Origin of the sequence: Microbispora sp. H13382 (assembly GCF_014161445.1) — a bacterium.
Classification (GTDB): domain Bacteria; phylum Actinomycetota; class Actinomycetes; order Streptosporangiales; family Streptosporangiaceae; genus Microbispora.
The window spans coordinates 520211-534938 of record NZ_JABBXA010000002.1 but is presented as its reverse complement, the minus strand read 5'-3'; the positions used below and the strand labels follow the sequence as shown (position 1 = coordinate 534938).

Annotated in this window: 17 protein-coding genes; 9 read left to right on the top strand and 8 right to left on the bottom strand. The window is 71.2% G+C overall.

Annotated features, from left to right (window positions below; translation table 11 throughout):
* Nucleotides 1-39 precede the first annotated feature (39 nt).
* The gene (locus tag HHX41_RS06470; protein ID WP_169985535.1) at nt 40-714 is read left to right on the top strand and encodes a carboxymuconolactone decarboxylase family protein; all 675 of its coding nucleotides are present in this window, start codon (nt 40-42) and stop codon (nt 712-714) included.
* A gap of 61 nt (nt 715-775) precedes the next feature.
* Here HHX41_RS06470 and HHX41_RS06465 read toward each other — a convergent pair whose 3' ends face one another.
* On the bottom strand, nt 776-1171 hold the full coding sequence (locus HHX41_RS06465) for a nuclear transport factor 2 family protein (protein ID WP_169985533.1): 396 nt from the start codon (nt 1169-1171) through the stop codon (nt 776-778).
* 332 nt (nt 1172-1503) lie between these two features.
* Between HHX41_RS06465 and HHX41_RS06460 the strand changes: the two genes are divergently transcribed.
* Both HHX41_RS06460 and HHX41_RS06455 read left to right on the top strand, forming a co-directional pair.
* Nucleotides 1504-2058 (top strand): carboxymuconolactone decarboxylase family protein, encoded by a 555-nt coding sequence (locus HHX41_RS06460; protein WP_182905171.1) that lies wholly within the window; start codon nt 1504-1506, stop codon nt 2056-2058.
* Nucleotides 2058-3611, top strand: a complete 1554-nt coding sequence (locus HHX41_RS06455; protein ID WP_182905170.1) for an NAD(P)-binding domain-containing protein — start codon at nt 2058-2060, stop codon at nt 3609-3611. The genes HHX41_RS06460 and HHX41_RS06455 overlap by 1 nt, the downstream gene beginning before the upstream one ends.
* Nucleotides 3612-3620: 9 nt before the next feature.
* On the opposite strand, the gene HHX41_RS06450 is transcribed toward HHX41_RS06455, so the two are convergent.
* From HHX41_RS06450 to HHX41_RS06430, 5 genes are all read right to left on the bottom strand, one after another.
* Nucleotides 3621-4760: a glutamate--cysteine ligase gene (locus HHX41_RS06450; protein ID WP_182905169.1), complete on the bottom strand. Its 1140-nt coding sequence runs from the start codon at nt 4758-4760 to the stop codon at nt 3621-3623.
* Nucleotides 4761-4865: 105 nt separating this feature from the next.
* On the bottom strand, nt 4866-5432 hold the full coding sequence (locus HHX41_RS06445) for a hypothetical protein (RefSeq protein WP_182905168.1): 567 nt from the start codon (nt 5430-5432) through the stop codon (nt 4866-4868).
* Nucleotides 5433-5584: 152 nt separating this feature from the next.
* Complete coding sequence (locus tag HHX41_RS06440) at nt 5585-7015, bottom strand: aldehyde dehydrogenase (protein ID WP_220503761.1); 1431 nt, start codon at nt 7013-7015, stop codon at nt 5585-5587.
* Between the two features lie 99 nt (nt 7016-7114).
* Nucleotides 7115-7723 carry a cupin domain-containing protein gene (locus tag HHX41_RS06435; RefSeq protein WP_169985728.1) on the bottom strand — a complete coding sequence of 203 codons (609 nt, stop codon included), beginning with the start codon at nt 7721-7723 and terminating at the stop codon, nt 7115-7117.
* An 84-nt stretch (nt 7724-7807) separates the two neighbouring features.
* Complete coding sequence (locus HHX41_RS06430; protein WP_182905167.1) at nt 7808-8422, bottom strand: pentapeptide repeat-containing protein; 615 nt, start codon at nt 8420-8422, stop codon at nt 7808-7810.
* Nucleotides 8423-8569: 147 nt separating this feature from the next.
* On the opposite strand from HHX41_RS06430, the gene HHX41_RS06425 reads away from it, so the two are divergent.
* The gene (locus HHX41_RS06425) at nt 8570-9670 is read left to right on the top strand and encodes a L,D-transpeptidase (RefSeq protein WP_182905166.1); all 1101 of its coding nucleotides are present in this window, start codon (nt 8570-8572) and stop codon (nt 9668-9670) included.
* A 66-nt stretch (nt 9671-9736) separates the two neighbouring features.
* On the opposite strand, the gene HHX41_RS06420 is transcribed toward HHX41_RS06425, so the two are convergent.
* Nucleotides 9737-10222: a DUF5946 family protein gene (locus tag HHX41_RS06420; protein ID WP_182905165.1), complete on the bottom strand. Its 486-nt coding sequence runs from the start codon at nt 10220-10222 to the stop codon at nt 9737-9739.
* Nucleotides 10223-10407: 185 nt separating this feature from the next.
* Here HHX41_RS06420 and HHX41_RS06415 point away from each other — a divergent pair, with 185 nt between their 5' ends.
* The 3 genes from HHX41_RS06415 to HHX41_RS06405 all read left to right on the top strand — a co-directional run bounded on the left by HHX41_RS06415 (nt 10408) and on the right by HHX41_RS06405 (nt 12639).
* On the top strand, nt 10408-10893 hold the full coding sequence (locus HHX41_RS06415) for an SRPBCC family protein (RefSeq protein WP_182905164.1): 486 nt from the start codon (nt 10408-10410) through the stop codon (nt 10891-10893).
* A gap of 400 nt (nt 10894-11293) precedes the next feature.
* Nucleotides 11294-12133 (top strand): CDP-alcohol phosphatidyltransferase family protein, encoded by an 840-nt coding sequence (locus HHX41_RS06410; protein ID WP_310741801.1) that lies wholly within the window; start codon nt 11294-11296, stop codon nt 12131-12133.
* A 59-nt stretch (nt 12134-12192) separates the two neighbouring features.
* On the top strand, nt 12193-12639 hold the full coding sequence (locus tag HHX41_RS06405; protein WP_169985513.1) for a hypothetical protein: 447 nt from the start codon (nt 12193-12195) through the stop codon (nt 12637-12639).
* A 68-nt stretch (nt 12640-12707) separates the two neighbouring features.
* Here HHX41_RS06405 and HHX41_RS06400 read toward each other — a convergent pair whose 3' ends face one another.
* Nucleotides 12708-13103: a helix-turn-helix domain-containing protein gene (locus HHX41_RS06400; protein WP_182905162.1), complete on the bottom strand. Its 396-nt coding sequence runs from the start codon at nt 13101-13103 to the stop codon at nt 12708-12710.
* A gap of 97 nt (nt 13104-13200) precedes the next feature.
* Here HHX41_RS06400 and HHX41_RS06395 point away from each other — a divergent pair, with 97 nt between their 5' ends.
* Entirely contained in the window at nt 13201-14073 is an 873-nt protein-coding gene (locus HHX41_RS06395) for an NAD(P)-dependent oxidoreductase (RefSeq protein ID WP_182905161.1), read from the top strand.
* 165 nt (nt 14074-14238) lie between these two features.
* A complete protein-coding gene (locus tag HHX41_RS06390; protein WP_182905160.1) occupies nt 14239-14721 on the top strand; it encodes a DUF1992 domain-containing protein in 483 nt (160 codons plus the stop codon).
* Nucleotides 14722-14728 lie beyond the last annotated feature (7 nt).

The following is a 14728-nucleotide window of genomic DNA, read 5'->3' as shown; positions in this document are numbered from 1 at the left end:
GATGGTGGGAGAAAAAACCACGAGGAGAAAGTCAGGGAAATGACACACACAGTCACGCCCGCGGCACGCCCCAACGTCGCCACGGAACTGTCCATCGTGCCTTCTCCACGACAGGGCGGGCGGACCGGACCGCAGCACACCAATCACCGCGGGTCCACCCGGCCGTATATCGCACTCGCCACCGACGAGCCCGGAGTTCGCGGCCTTTTCCGGTTCCGTCCGGAGGCCGCGCTGCCGATGAACCAGCTGGTGGACGTCCTGTTACGCGGGGACGGCACGCTCGGCCGCGGAGAACGCGAATTGATCGCCACCTACGTTTCCGCGCTGAACCGCTGCCGATTCTGTTTCCACACCCATGCCGCGTTCGCCGCCGTACGACTGCCCGAGGGGATGGACCTGGTCGAGCAGGTGCGCGCCGACCTCGACACCGCGCCGGTGACGCCCAAGATGCGGGCGCTGCTGCGCATCGCGGCCTCCGTACAGCGCGGCGGCAGGGAGGTTACCGAGGAACAGGTCGCCGCCGCCCGTACCGAGGGCGCCACGGACCTGGAAATCCACGACACCGTCCTCATCGCCGCCGCCTTCTGCATGTTCAACCGGTACGTCGACGGCCTCGGCACGGTGGCCTCCGACGACCCGGAGCACTATCTCGAACGGGCCAGGCTCACGCAGGGATACGTGGCGGTGCTGGCCGAGGCCCTGGCGGCGGGATGAGGGTGGGGCGGCCGGGCCGGGCGGATTCCACCCGGCCCGGCCGTTCCATCACGAGCCGGCGTCAGGCGGAGAACTCGTCGAAGAGATAGGGGTCGTAGGGGTAGCTCCAGCGCTCGGTGATCTTCCCGTCGGCCACGCGGAACACCTGGACGCCGTGGTCGTCGAGGCGGCGGTCGCCGCGCTCGCCCCGGACACGGACCATCGCGGCGACCCTGTCGTCTCCGACGAGGAATGATTCCGGCTCGTATCCCAGCGTGTTTCCGGACAATTCACCGAGCCGGGCGAGATAGTTCACCACCTCGTCCTTTCCGCGATATGCCCCGGCCAGGGCGCCGCGGCCCGGGACGTGGAATACCACGTCGTCGGCGAGCAGGGTACCCCTGAGGTAATCGAGGTCTCCCTTGGCCAGGGCGTCGTAGCTCTCCCGCACCACGATCACATTGGGGTGTTCCGACATTACGCACCCTCCGTATTGGGGTTGTCCTATTCGGGTGATTGTGCCGGCGCCGTGCCTCGATCAGTGTCAGCGAACATCGCGGTGAGAACGGACTTACCACAAGGCCAGATTGCGCTAACCCCATCAGGAAAACGGCCCGGACCTGGCGATTCATCGACACACCCGAATCGGCCGTTGACATCGAAGCGGAGGAGTAAGGATCATGAGCATTCGGCGGCCCGTTTCATCGCGCAAGACCGCCGGAAATCGCTATTCGACCGGCCCGGAAGCATCCCGATCCCCGCCGTCCCTGTCCGTCGCTTCCCGCCCGTCCGCCAGTCCGAGGAGTGAGGATGCCCCACATCACCCTGCCCACCGAGGAGCCCGGCATCATCGGCCTGTTCGGCTACCGGCCCGAGACCGCGACGCCGATGAACGCGCTGGCGGAGGTGCTGCTGCGCGCGGCCAACACGCTGACCAGGGGAGAGCGCGAGCTGATCGCCGCCTACGTCTCGTCGCTCAACCAGTGCCGGTTCTGCGCCTCCTCCCACGCCGCCTTCGCCGCCGCGCAGCTCCCCGAGGGGATGGACCTGGTCGAGCAGGTGCGCGCCGACCTCGACACCGCGCCGGTGACGCCCAAGATGCGGGCGCTGCTGCGCATCGCGGCCTCCGTACAGCGCGGCGGCAGGGAGGTGACCGAGGAACAGGTCGCCGCCGCCCGCATCGAGGGCGCCACCGACCTGGAAATCCACGACACCGTCCTCATCGCCGCCGCCTTCTGCATGTTCAACCGGTACGTCGACGGCCTCGGCACGGTCGCTCCCGAGGACCCGGCGGCGTATGCGGCGATGGCGGAGAAGATCGTCGCGGCCGGCTACGCCGACGGCGCGGCGGAGTCCCGGAACTGATGGCGGACACAGGCCCGGACGGACGGGCGCACCGTTACCTGATCGTCGGCGCGGGTCCCGGGGGCCTGCAACTCGCCTACTTCCTGCACCGCGCGGGCGCCGACTACCTCGTGCTGGAGCGCGAGACGGCGCCGGCGGCCTTCTTCCGGCGCTACCCCCGCCACCGCCGGCTGATCTCGCTCAACAAGGTGCACATCAGCGAGAAGGACCCCGAGATCGCGCTGCGCTGGGACTGGAACTCCCTGCTCAACGACTCCCCGGACCTGCAGTTCCCCCGCTATTCGCAGGAGTACTTCCCGCACGCCGACGACCTCGTGCGCTATCTCACCGACTTCCAGCGCGAGCACGGCCTCAACGTGCGGTTCTCCACACCCGTGGAACGGATCGAGAAGGCGGACGGGCTGTTCGCCGTGCACACGGCCGGCGAGGTGCTCCACGCCGAGTGCGTCATCGTGGCGGCCGGCTGGGGCGGGCCGTACGTGCCGGACATCCCCGGCATCGAGCTGGCCCAGGGCTACGAGGACATGCCGGTCCGGGGGGAGGAGTTCACCGACCAGCGGGTGCTGATCATCGGCAAGGGCAACTCGGCGTTCGAGACCGCCCAGGCCATGCTCGGCCACGCCGCCGTGATCCACCTCGCCAGTCCCAGCCCCGTACAGCTCGCCTGGACGAGCAAGCACCCGGGCCACGTGCGCGGCCAGTACGGCGCGCTGCTGGACAGCTACTGGTTCAAGACCCTGCACGGCGTGCTGGAGTGCCGGGTCGACCGGCTGTGGCGCGAGGGCGAGCGGATCAAGGCGGCGATCACCTACACGCTGGCCGAGGACGAGCGTACGGTGCTCGAATACGACACCGTCCTGCGCTGCACCGGCTTCACCATGGACCGGTCGATCTTCGGGCCGTCCTGCCTGCCCGATCTCGTGCCGAGCGGGCGGATGCCCGCCATCCGGCCGGACTTCCAGTCGGCGAACGTCGACGGGCTCTACTTCGCCGGCACGCTCATGCAGGCGCGCGACTTCAAACGCGCCTCGTCGGCGTTCGTCGACGGGTTCCGCTACAACCTGCGCACGCTCGCGGCCCTGCTGGCCGAGCGGTACGAGGGCGCGGAGCTGGAGCACCGGATGCTGCCGGTGGACGCCGGCCAGCTCACCTCGGCGATGCTGGAGCGGGTCAACTACAGCTCGGCGCTGTGGACCCAGTTCGAGTACCTGTGCGACGTCTACGTCGTGGCGGACGGCCGGGTCACGCACTACGCCGACCTGCCCGAGGACTACGCCGTCGACCGCTTCGGGGACGCTCCGCTCGCCTTCACCGTCACCCTGCGCTGGGGCCCCAGGGACGCCCACGCCGACGTGTTCGCCATCAAGCGGCATCCGGTGCCCGAGCGGGCGCACGAGAGCGCCTTCCTGCACCCGGTCGTACGGGCGTGGCGGGGACGCGAGCAGATCGCCGAGCGCCACCTGCTGGAGGACCTCCTGGCCCAGTGGCGCGATCCCGTCCGCCACGTGGAGCCGCTGCGCGCGTTCCTGGCATCTCTGCTTCCCGGCGCTTAGGCACCTCCGTCAGGCCAGCAGCTGCGCGACGAGGTGGTCCACCACGTCCTCGGTGCGGCCCCGCCGGGCGTGGGCGGCCCACTGCCGGGCCGCCCCCGTGCCGGCCGCGTACAGGACCTTCAGCCGCGCGGTCACCTCGGCGAGGTCGCCGGTCTCCTCCAGGGCCGGGGTGACGTGCCGCAGCAACGCGTCGGCGAGGTCGCGGGCCGGCCGGCGCACGCCGGTGAGCGGGTCGATGCCGTGGCCGTCGAGGCCGTCCCTGGCCGACTGCCAGTACGCGGCGCGCAGCAGTTCGGCCGACGGCTCGGGTCCGGGGTCGCCACGCTCCACCCGTTCCAGCGCGGTCACCACCAGTCCCCGTACGACCATCGCGAGCAGCGCGGTCTCGGCCGCGGTGGCGGGCACGTCGGTCACCCTGACCTCGATCGTCGGCAGCCTGGCCGAGGGGCGGACGTCCCAGAAGATCGTCCCGGGGTCCACGAGCACCCCCGCCTCGGCCAGCGCGCCGGTCAGCCGCTCGTACTCCTCGAGAGAGGCGAAGTAGGGCGGAGGGCCCGCCACCGGCCACTTGGTCCAGCACAGCGTGCGCCAGCTCGCGTACCCGGTGTCCCGCCCCGCCCAGAACGGCGAGTTGGCCATCAGGGCGATCAGCACCGGCAGCCACGGCCGCAGGTGGTTGCCCACCAGCACGGCGCGTTCCCGGTCCGGCAGGTGGACGTGGACGTGACCGGCGCAGATGCTCTGCTCGTCGTGCAGAGCGCGGTAGTTCTCGATGCCCACCCGGTACCGGGCACCGTCGATGATCGGCGGCGGGACGACGTCGCCCAGCACCGGCGTGCCCGACGCCACCACGGCCAGCCCCTCCTCGTGGGCGGCCGCCGCCACCGCCTCACGCATGCGGCGCAGGTCCTCCTCCAGCCCGGCCACCCCGGCATGCGGGTCGGTCTTGGCCTCCACCTGGAACAGGGTGATCTCGGTGTTCGTCCGCTCACCCAGCGCCCCCGCGGCCCGTCTGACCACCTCTCTCGCCCGCGGCGCCGCCGCCCGGGTGGCGGGATCGACGACGACGTACTCCTCCTCCACACCCATCAGCGGACGGGCCGGGTCGAACGGCGCCGGCCCGGTCGTCTCGGTCGTCGGGGCCGTCATCCGCGCTCTCCGGAGACTCGGCTGTCCAGTACGGCGATCATGAGGAAACCGTACCGAGCGGATCCCGCTCCGTGGGGCAAGCGGCCTTTCCCGATGAGGCGCCCGTCAGCGGTGACGGAGCGCACGGCGGTGGTGCGCCTTGCCGCCGTGGCGGTGCTTCTTCACCCGATGCTGCTTCCCCCAGTGCTGCTTCCCCCGGTGCTGCTTCGCCTTGGGGTTGTACGGCTTGTCCGTCACCTTGAACTTCTGGAACCCGAAGTCGGGCAGCGCGATCGGCTTGGAGGGGTCGTCCGAGATCGGGACGACCACCACGTCGTGCCGCACGCCGTCCTTGCCCTTCAGGTGGTAGACGGCCTGCTTCGGCTCGCCGGCCGGCCGCACGAGGGGAGCGGGACCGGCGGCGCCGGGCATGGCCGCGGGACCGGCGGCTACGGGCATGGCCACGGGCGCGTACCGGGGCCCGTCGTCGGGCCCGTCTTCGGACCCGTCATCCGGGCCGTCGCCAGAGCCGGTGGGGCCGTCAGCGGGGTTCCGGACCACCGTGTCGGGCGGCGCCGCGATCGGCGGCGCGCCGCCCCCGGACGGGCCGGCGGGCGGCGCGGGGTCGGCGGACGCGGCCGGTCCGGCGATCAGGGCCGCGGCGAGGGCCGCGGCGGCCATGCAGGTGATCATGAGTCTCCCCCGAGGTCACGGATCGTACGAGGAAGACGCTAGGCAGCCGAACAGCGCCGATCACGCGGGCGGCGCCCAATGTCGGGTCAAAGCTGGAACTCGTCCATTCATGGTCATCGGCGGGCCGGGGCGACGAGTCCCGGCACGGCACGTCAGGGCAGCGGGCTCAGGTGGACGACCTTGGTGTGCGTCATCTCGTCGAGCAGCTCGGGGCCGTACCCGAAGCCGTGCCCGCTGGCGCGCACCGGCTGCGCCGCGCCGCCGGGCGCCCCGCCGAAGACGGCGTTGATCTTCACCGTGCCCACCGGAAGCTCACGCCACGCGCGCTGGGCGTTGGCCATCGACGGGGTGAGCACGGTGGCGGCCAGGCCGTACCGCGACTCGCGGGCCAGCTCCAGCGCCTCGTCGAACGACTCGGCCACCCGCACCGCCGCGACCGGCCCGAACGTCTCCTCGCGCATGACGTCCATGTTCTCCGTGCAGTCGGCCAGCACGGTCGGCGGATAGAAGGCTCCCGGCCCCTCGGGCACGTATCCGCCGGTCAGCAGCCGCGCCCCCGCCTCGATCGCGCCGCGTACGTGCCGGTCCACGACGTCGCGCTGCGCCCGGTCCACCAGCGGCCCGAGCGTGGTCTCCTCGTCCGTGCCGGGCCCCATGCGCAGCTCCTCCGCCCGCTGGACGAGCGCGGCGAGGAACCCCTCGGCCACGTCGCGGTGGACGTAGACGCGCTCGGCCGAGGTGCAGATCTGCCCGGCGTTGGCGAAGCAGCCGGTCGCGGCCTGGCCGGCGGCCCACTTCACGTCCACCCCGGCGTCCACGATCAGCGGGTCCTTGCCGCCGTTCTCCAGCAGGGTCCTGGCGCCGGTGCGCGCGGCCACGGCGGCGATGGCCCGGCCGGCCGCGGTCGAGCCGACGTGCGCGACGAGGTCGACGCCCGGGTTCGCGGCCAGGGCCTCGCCCGGATGCCGGTCGCCCGGCACCATGGTCAGCACGCCCGGCGGCAGCTCAGCGGCCATGAGCTCCGCGAGCAGCGCCCCGGTGTGCGGCGTACGCTCCGACGGCTTGTGCACGACCGTGTTGCCGGTCACCACGGCCGCGCCGACGAGCCCGCAGGCGATGGCCACCGGGTCGTTCCACGGCGTGATCACCGCGACGACCCCGCGCGGCTCGTACACCATCAGGTCGGTGGCGTCCCAGCCGCCCTGCAGGCTGCGCCCCCGGTGCAGCGGCCCCACCTCGGCGTACTGCCGGAGCGTGCCGATCCCCGCCGCCACGCCGCCGCGGCTGTCGCCGATCGGCTTGCCCATCTCCCTGGTCACCAGCGCGGCCAGCTCGTCCGCGCGGGCCTCGATCCGGTCGGCCATGCGGTGCAGGCGGGCCGCCCGCTCGGCGGGAGCCGTACGGGCCCAGGCGGGCTGGGCGCGGCGGGCCGAGCCGACCGCCCGTTCGACGTCCTCGACGCACCCCGCGGGGAAGTCGCCCACCGGCTCCCCCGTCGCCGGATCGGCGACCGTGCGGTCCCGCTCGCTCGCGCTCGCCGTCCACTCCCCGTCGGTCAGCACCCAGCGATCCCTGTCCCGCACCCCGGTCTCCTCCCGCACGCGTCCGGCCCTGATGCGCCCTACCCCCCGGCGCGTACGGTTATCACCTCGTTCCTTACACTCCCGGTATCCGACGGCTGTTCAGAGGGCGGTGAAGTCGGCGAAGTCGAAGCCGGGGGACACGACGCAGCTCACCAGCACGCCCTCCGTTCCCGCCGGACGGGCCGCCTGCCAGGTGCCCGCGGGCACCACCGCCTGAGGGACCTGCCCGTTCTCCACATCCGGCCCCAGGACGACCACGTCCTTGTGGCCGGGCCGCTCACCGGCGCCGCCGAGCACGAGCGTCAGCGGCCCGCCCCGGTGCCACAGCCACACCTCGTCCGACCGCACGGCGTGCCAGACGGACTCCTCGCCCGGCTCCAGCAGGAAGTAGATGCCCGTCGCGGTCGCCCGCGCGCCGCCGTACCCGGGAGGTTCGACGGAGGCCGCCGCCCGCCACGTCTCGCGATACCACCCGCCCTCGGGGTGCGGCAGCAGTCCGAGCGCCTCGGCGACCGGGGGACGCGCCTGGACCGCCACGAACGCCCCGGTGACGTCCCTGCGCAGGAACCGGAGAGGCGCGCCGGGGTTCTCCTCGTCCACCGCCACGACGGGATCCGCGCCGGGGAAGGCCGCGGCGGCGAGCCGCAGCGCCTCCTCCTCGTCCCGCGCGGAAAGTCCCGGTCCGCCGGGGTAGGCGTCCAGCGTCATCAGCAGCACGCGGCCGATCGTAGGGCAGGGGCGCCGCGGCGAGTCCCGAAGGCAGGCGCCGAGGGCCCGCCGGCACAGCGCCGGCTACCGGACGTCGAGGCCGAGCGCGGTGGCGATCGTGACGGCCTGCGGCACGTCGATGACCGCGCCCGCGACCTCGGCCGTACGCGGGTCGAGCGAGGACAGGTCGCTGCCGCGCAGGTCGCAGCGGGAGAAGTCGGCCCGGTGCAGCCAGGCGCCGGACAGGTCGGTCCCGCGGATCGTCGCTCCCGCGCACCGCGCGCCGGTCAGGTCGGACTCCCGCATGCGCACGTCCACGAACGAGGCGCGGCGCAGGTCGGCCCCCGGCAGGCCGGTGAACGACCAGTCGCCGCCCTCCACCTTGAGCAGGTCGTAGGTGCAGCCGTCGAACATGCTGCCGACGAGCTTGCACCCGGTGAAGACGGCGTCGAAGAACGAGCACCTGACGAACGTGCAGTTCACGAACGCGGAGTCGGTGTGCTCCGAGACGTTGAACCGGACGTCGCGGAAGGTGCACTCGAAGAACTCCGCGCCCCGGCCCGACGCCTCGGTCATGTCCACCTGGACGAAGGCGACGTTGCGGTGGCTTTCCCCCGACAGGTCGCGGCCGTCCCAGTCCTCGGAGTCGATCGTGCTGTCGGTCGGCGCGGCGGGCCTCGCGTGCGGACGGTCAGCCACGGCTGCCTCGATGAGAACGCATGCGCCGACAGTATCGCTCACCCCGGCGTTACTTGATCGTTACGGAATCGGTCGCACAAAACAGCGGTTTCACACGTTCCAAGTCAGTGCAAACCGCTGTGAAACACCCCCTATGAGGAGTAGACCGTGAATACCCTCCGGCGGGCGGCCCACGTCACACTCTCCGTCGCCGCCATCGCCGTCGCTACGGCCTGCTCGGCGGGAGGCACAACCACTCCCGCCGCATCAGTCACTGGTGCGGCCGGTACGGCCACTCAGGCTCCGGCCACTCAGGCCCGGGACGCGTCCAAGGCGACGGCGGCGAGCGCCCCGCACGCCGCGTCCAGGACGACACGCAAGGCGGGAAAGCCGAAGCTCGGCATCGCCGACATCACCCCCATGGGTGAGAAGGTCGAGCGGGTCGGCGTCGGTTTCCCGATCATCGTCACCTTCGACCGGACGGTCCGCGACCGGGCGGCCGCCGAAGCGGTGCTGCAGGTCCAGGCCGAGAAGCCGGCCGAGGGCGCGTGGCGCTGGGTCTCCGACCGCAAGGTCATCTATCGCACCAGGACCTACTGGAAGCCGCACCAGAAGGTCCTGTTCACCGCCAGGCTGAGCCAGATCCCCGGCAACGAGGCCGCCAAGGACGTCTCGCGCCGGTTCGCCGTCGGCACCGCCAACATCTCCGTGGTCGACACCAGGAGGCACGTGATGAAGGTGCGCCGCGACGGGAAGCTGACCAAGACCATCCCGATCAGCGCGGGCCGCGGCGGCCTGCGGCGGGGCGGCGTCGACGTCTACCTCACGACCACCGGCGTGCACCTCGCGATGGGCAAGAAGCGGGTCGAGACGATGACCTCGTCCTGGCTCGGCGTCACCGACCCCAAGGACCCGCTCTACTACAAGCTGGAGATCCCCTGGGCGGTCCGGATCTCCGACAGCGGCGAGTACGTCCACCAGAGCGCGGGCGACTACCAGTTCCTGGGCAGGTCGAACCAGAGCCACGGTTGCGTGCGCGCCACCCCCGCGGGGGCCAAGTGGTTCTACGGCATCAGCCAGCGCGGTGACGTCATCGAGGTCACCGGCACCAAGCGCAAGCTCGACTGGCGCAACGGCTGGAGCTACTGGCAGCTGAGCTGGAACCAGTGGAAGCGCGGCAGCGCGCTGCCCGCCGGCTCGGCGTCGGCCTCCGCTTCGCCCTCGCCCTCGGCCTCCCCGTCCGCCGACGAGGACGCCCTGCAGGGATAACCGTCCGTTCTTCACGGCGCTCCCACCCCCGGTCCGTACGACCCCGGGTGGGAGCGCCGCGTGCTTTCAGGCTGTGCGGGTTCTCCAGGACTCCACGGTCGCTTCGGCGATGGTCTGTATGCGCCGGCCGTACGCCGCGTGCCCGTCGGTCACGAAGCTGCCGTCGCTGAACGGCATTCCGGAGAAGCCCGCGCGGAAGGGCCCGGGGGACCCGGACGGGAGCGGGTCGTACTCCGCGAGGGGCGCCATGTCGTAGCCCGACCGCACCCCGTGCCTGTTGCGCGCCACCTGATGCGCCGCCACGCGCAGCAGCGCGTCGAGGCCCTTGTCCAGATAGAGCTGCAGCAGGCGGAACTGCGTGTCGAGGTACTTCTCGTGGGCCCGGGCAGGATGCTGCAGGAGATACGCGCAGACCACGGTCGTGTGCCACCTGTACATCTGAGGATCGGTCTGCTCCTCGGCAAGGATCGCGTAGTAGTAGTCCACGCACTCGCCCAGCGGACCCGCGGCCGCGCCGCAGTCACACCGGCCCGTACCGGGGCTGTCCGTCATGGCCGCACCATAGGCGGCCGGCGACGGCCACGTCGACGGCATTTCCTCCGGAGCTCCGCCGGCGATGGCTCCGACGCCCGCGTCCTCCCCGCGTCACGTCCCAGAGAGCACTGCTCTTGACATGCCCACACAGTGGAGAGAGCATTGCTCTCGATAAAGAGCACCTATCTCGATTGGAGACGTTCATGTCGCTGCTCTATTCGGGCCCGTCCCTGGCCGTCCTGCACGAGGAGTACGCCGCACAGGGCCGCGTCGACCCCGGCGCACAGCTGATCTCCTCCTCCCACCTGGTCGTGGACGCGGCCGTGGACCGCGTCTGGGAGGTCATGGCCGACCTGCGGACATGGCCGTCATGGGCCTCCGGCATCCGGATGACCGAACTGGGCGAGGTGCGTCCCGGCGCGTCCTTCCGGTGGAGGCTGAACGGCATGCCCCTGCGGTCGCGGTTCGCCGTGGTCGAACCGGCCCGGGAACTCACGTGGACGGGCACCTTCCTCGGTCGCTACAGGGCGGTGGACCGGCACGTCCTGGTACCGATGGAGGGCGGGGGCACCAGGATCACCGTGGAGGAGTCGCTCGCCGGTCCGCTGCTGCCGCTCTTCTACCGGGAGCCCATGCTCAGGGCCAACCACGAGCGGTGGCTCTCGGATCTCGCCCGCGCCGTCGCCTGAGCCGTACGGCGAACGTAGATATACCGAAAAAGCCGGAATTTGATTTTTCCGGCTACTTCCACATGTGCCGATGGCCTGTGGAAAAAGTCGACGGGCGATGCCGGGCGATGCTTTGATGAGCAGTGGCACAACAAACGCCGGGCAAAGGGCATACAAATGCTTAAGATGCTTCTCCAGCACATGGCGACGCTGCTCGACGCCGATGATCTGCATCTGGGCGACGACTCACATGCGCTCGACCAGGATGACGACTCGGACGAAACGGAAGATCTGGATGACGACTTCTGACGTTTTCCCGCAAATCTTCCACAAATGAGAAAGCCCCCAAATGACGTTCACACTGCATGACGTACGCTCTCGGACATATAAGGCACGCGACGCCTGGTGGACCGTTTTCCTGGTGGATCCCCTGGCGGGCAGGCTGGTGGTGACGACCGCCAACCGCACGTCCGTCACCCCGAACCAGATCACCTGGGGCGCCTTCGTGCTCGGTCTGGGCTCGGCCTGGTGCTTCCTGCGGGCCGAGTGGCCGTGGCTGGTCGCCGGGGCCGTCCTCTATCACGTGAGCTTCGTTCTCGACTGCATGGACGGGAAGGTCGCGCGCCTCAAGGGGACGGGGACGGTCCTCGGCGGCTGGCTCGACTACGTCTTCGACCGCGTCCGCGTGCTCGCCTGCACCGCCGCCCTGATGTGGGGGCAGTACGACGCGACGGAGCAGGACGTCTACCTGGTCCTCGGCATCGCCGTGGTGTTCCTCGACATGCTGCGTTACGTCGACGCCCTGCAGATCGCGAAGGTGCGCCGCCAGATGCGCCGGGCGCTGCGACAGGCCTACGAGGAGTCGGCGGGCGGCGGTCCGGTCGCACTGCCGCCGTCCCTGTCGCGCGACGACCTCGACAACGACCCCGACGAGATCAGGATCCGCCTGACGGACGCCGTGGACCTGCAGAAGGAGTTCCGCGCCCGCTTCTCCTGGTACCCGACTCTGCGCGAGTGGCTGCGTGAGCACCGGATCCGCACACACCTGGTCAGCGGCATCGAGTTCCAGATGGCCGTGTTCATCATCGGCCCGCTGACCGGCGCGGTCATCCCGGTCACGGTCGGCGCGGCCACCCTGCTGCTCCTCTTCGAGGCCGCCATCATGTACAAGCTCGTGCTGTCGTCGCGGGACCTCAACCGCGCACTGGCCACGATCCGCTCGTCCGCCGAACCGTCCGTCTCGGGCAGCCCCGCCGGTTGAGCGTCCCCAGCCGTGTCCGCGCCGGTAGAGGTGCCCTCGCCCGGGGTAGCGGTGGGGACATGACCGAACGCGAGGAATCCGCGGGCCTGCCCGATCCCGATCACCGCCGTCCCGAAGGGCTGGACGACGTCACCGTCGACGCGCTGGGCAGGCTCAGCAAGGCGCTGGAGACCATCCACCGGGTCAGAGGTCATCTGTACGCCTTCCACCAGCTCACCGGGACGGCGGACTTCGAGCTGGACAACGCCGTACGGCTGCTGCGGCAGGCCGGCCACGACAAGTGGGCCGACCGGATCGAGCGCGAACTGATCGGCCGCAACGTCATCCAGGGCCGCTGGACCTTCCAGATCGTCGAGGAGTACGACGACGGCTACTACGCGACCTTCCAGGAGCTGGAACGTCAGGCCTGCAACGAGCTCGCCGGGGGGCGCCGCCACCTCTACGAGGCCGAGCTGAAGCAACAGCGGCGCACGCCCGGACAGCCCGGCCACGAGACCGGGCCCTGAGACCCGGGCCGCTCATCGGGACATACGCCGCGGGGACGGCTCCGAGAGCGCGGCCCGGCCGTGACACCTCACCTCGGGGCGGTGGGACTCATCCCGGAGACCCGGTCTCCGGTGGCGGCGACGTGGTGATCGTCCCGTCCGCCGAGGAGGTGCTCCCGTCCCCACTCGCCGAGCGGCGCCAGCGCCTCGTTCAGCGTGACGCCGAGCGGGGTCAGCGAGTATTCGACGCGCGGCGGCACCTCGTCGTACACCTCGCGGTGCACGATGCCGTCGGCCTCCATCTCCCGCAGGTGCGAGGCGAGCACCTTCTCGGTCACGCCGGGGAGCATCCTGCGCAGCTCGCCGAAACGGCACGCGCGCTCGTTCAGCGCCCAGAGGATCGAGCTCTTCCACTTCCCGCCGATCACCTCCATCGCGGCGTCGATCCCGCATCCGGACGCTCCGGGACGCCGTGCGGTCCGCATGCCCCACCCCCTCCTGGCTGCTCGCTCACCCCGGGGTAAGCACCCACTTGGAAGTGCGTACTTGATCGACTCGGGGCTCGTGACCAGCCTAATCGGCATGACCCACAACGCTGAGAAGTCTCCGCTGTCCCTCCTCGGGCTGGGCGCGATGGGCGGCGCGCTCGCCCGCGCCTGGCTCGCCGCCGGGCATCCCCTGACCGTCTGGAACCGCACCCCGGAGAGGGCCGAGGCCCTGGAGGGCGCCCGCGTCGCCGCGACCGCCGCCGAGGCCGTGGCGGCGAGCGATCTCGTGGTCGTCTGCCTGCTCGACCACACCTCGGTCGGCGAGGCCCTCGCCGACGCCGACCTGGCCGGCAAGGACCTGGTCGACCTGACCACCGGCACCCCGGAGGAGGCCCGGGCCCACGCGCGGTGGGCCGAGGCGCGCGGCGCCCGCTTCCTGGACGGCGGTGTCATGGCGGTTCCGCCCATGATCGGCGTGGCCGGCTCCGGCGCCTACGTCTTCTACAGCGGCTCCCGGGCGGTGTTCGAGGCCCACGCGGGCACGCTGGCCGTACCCGCCGGCACCGTCTACACCGGCGAGGACCCCGGGCTCGCCGCCCTCCACGACGTGGCGCTGCTGAGCGCGATGACGGGCATGTTCGCGGGGGTGGCGCACGCCTTCGCGCTCGTCCGCGAGGAGATCCCCCCGAAGGGCTTCGCCGACCTCGTCGTGGGCTGGCTGAGGGCGATGGCCCCGTACGCGTACGGCGTCGCCGACCAGCTGGACAGCGGCGACTACACGAAGAACGTCACCTCCAACCTGGCGATGATGGTCGGGGGCAACGCGACCCTGCTGCGGACGGCCGAGGAGCAGAAGGTCAGCCCCGAACTGCTCACGCCGTTCATGACCCTGATGGAGCGGCGGCTCGCGGACGGCCATGCCGACGAGGGCACCACGGGGGTGGTCGACCTGCTGCGGGCGCCCTGAACTCTCCCCAAGCCCTGAGCTGTCCCCCAGCCCTGGCCTGTCCCTGTCCCCCAGCCCTGGCCTGTCCCTGTCCCCTCGCCCTGGCCTGTCCCGTCGCCCTGGCCGCCCACGCCGGAAAGTTATCCTCGCAGGAGGATGCCGATCGCGTCGTTGCGAGGTGAGGCCGTGACCGAACGCAAGCCCCTTGGCGTGAGCTTCGAGTCGTGGATCGACCGGCAGATCCGCGAGGCCACCGAGCGTGGCGAGTTCGACGATCTGCCGGGCGCCGGCAAGCCCATCCCCGGCCAGGGCAAGCCGCACGACGACATGTGGTGGATCAAGCAGAAGCTGCGCGCGGAGAACCTGTCGTTCCCGCTGCCGGGGACGCTGGCGCTGCGCAAGGAGGCCGAGGAGGCGAGGGCGGAGGCGCTCGGCGCGCGTACCGAGGCCGAGGCGCGCCGGATCGCCGAGGAGATGAACGGCAGGATCCGCGACAGCTACCGCAGGCCCCTGTCCGGTCCGCCCGTCGTGCAGCCGCTCATCGACGTGGACGAGATCGCCGCCGAGTGGCGGGCCCTGCATCCGGTCGCCGAGAGGAAGCCCGCCCCCGCGGCCGCTCCCGAGAAGCGTCCGAGGCGCTCGTTCCTCAGGTGGTTCGGCCGCCGCTGATCCGCCC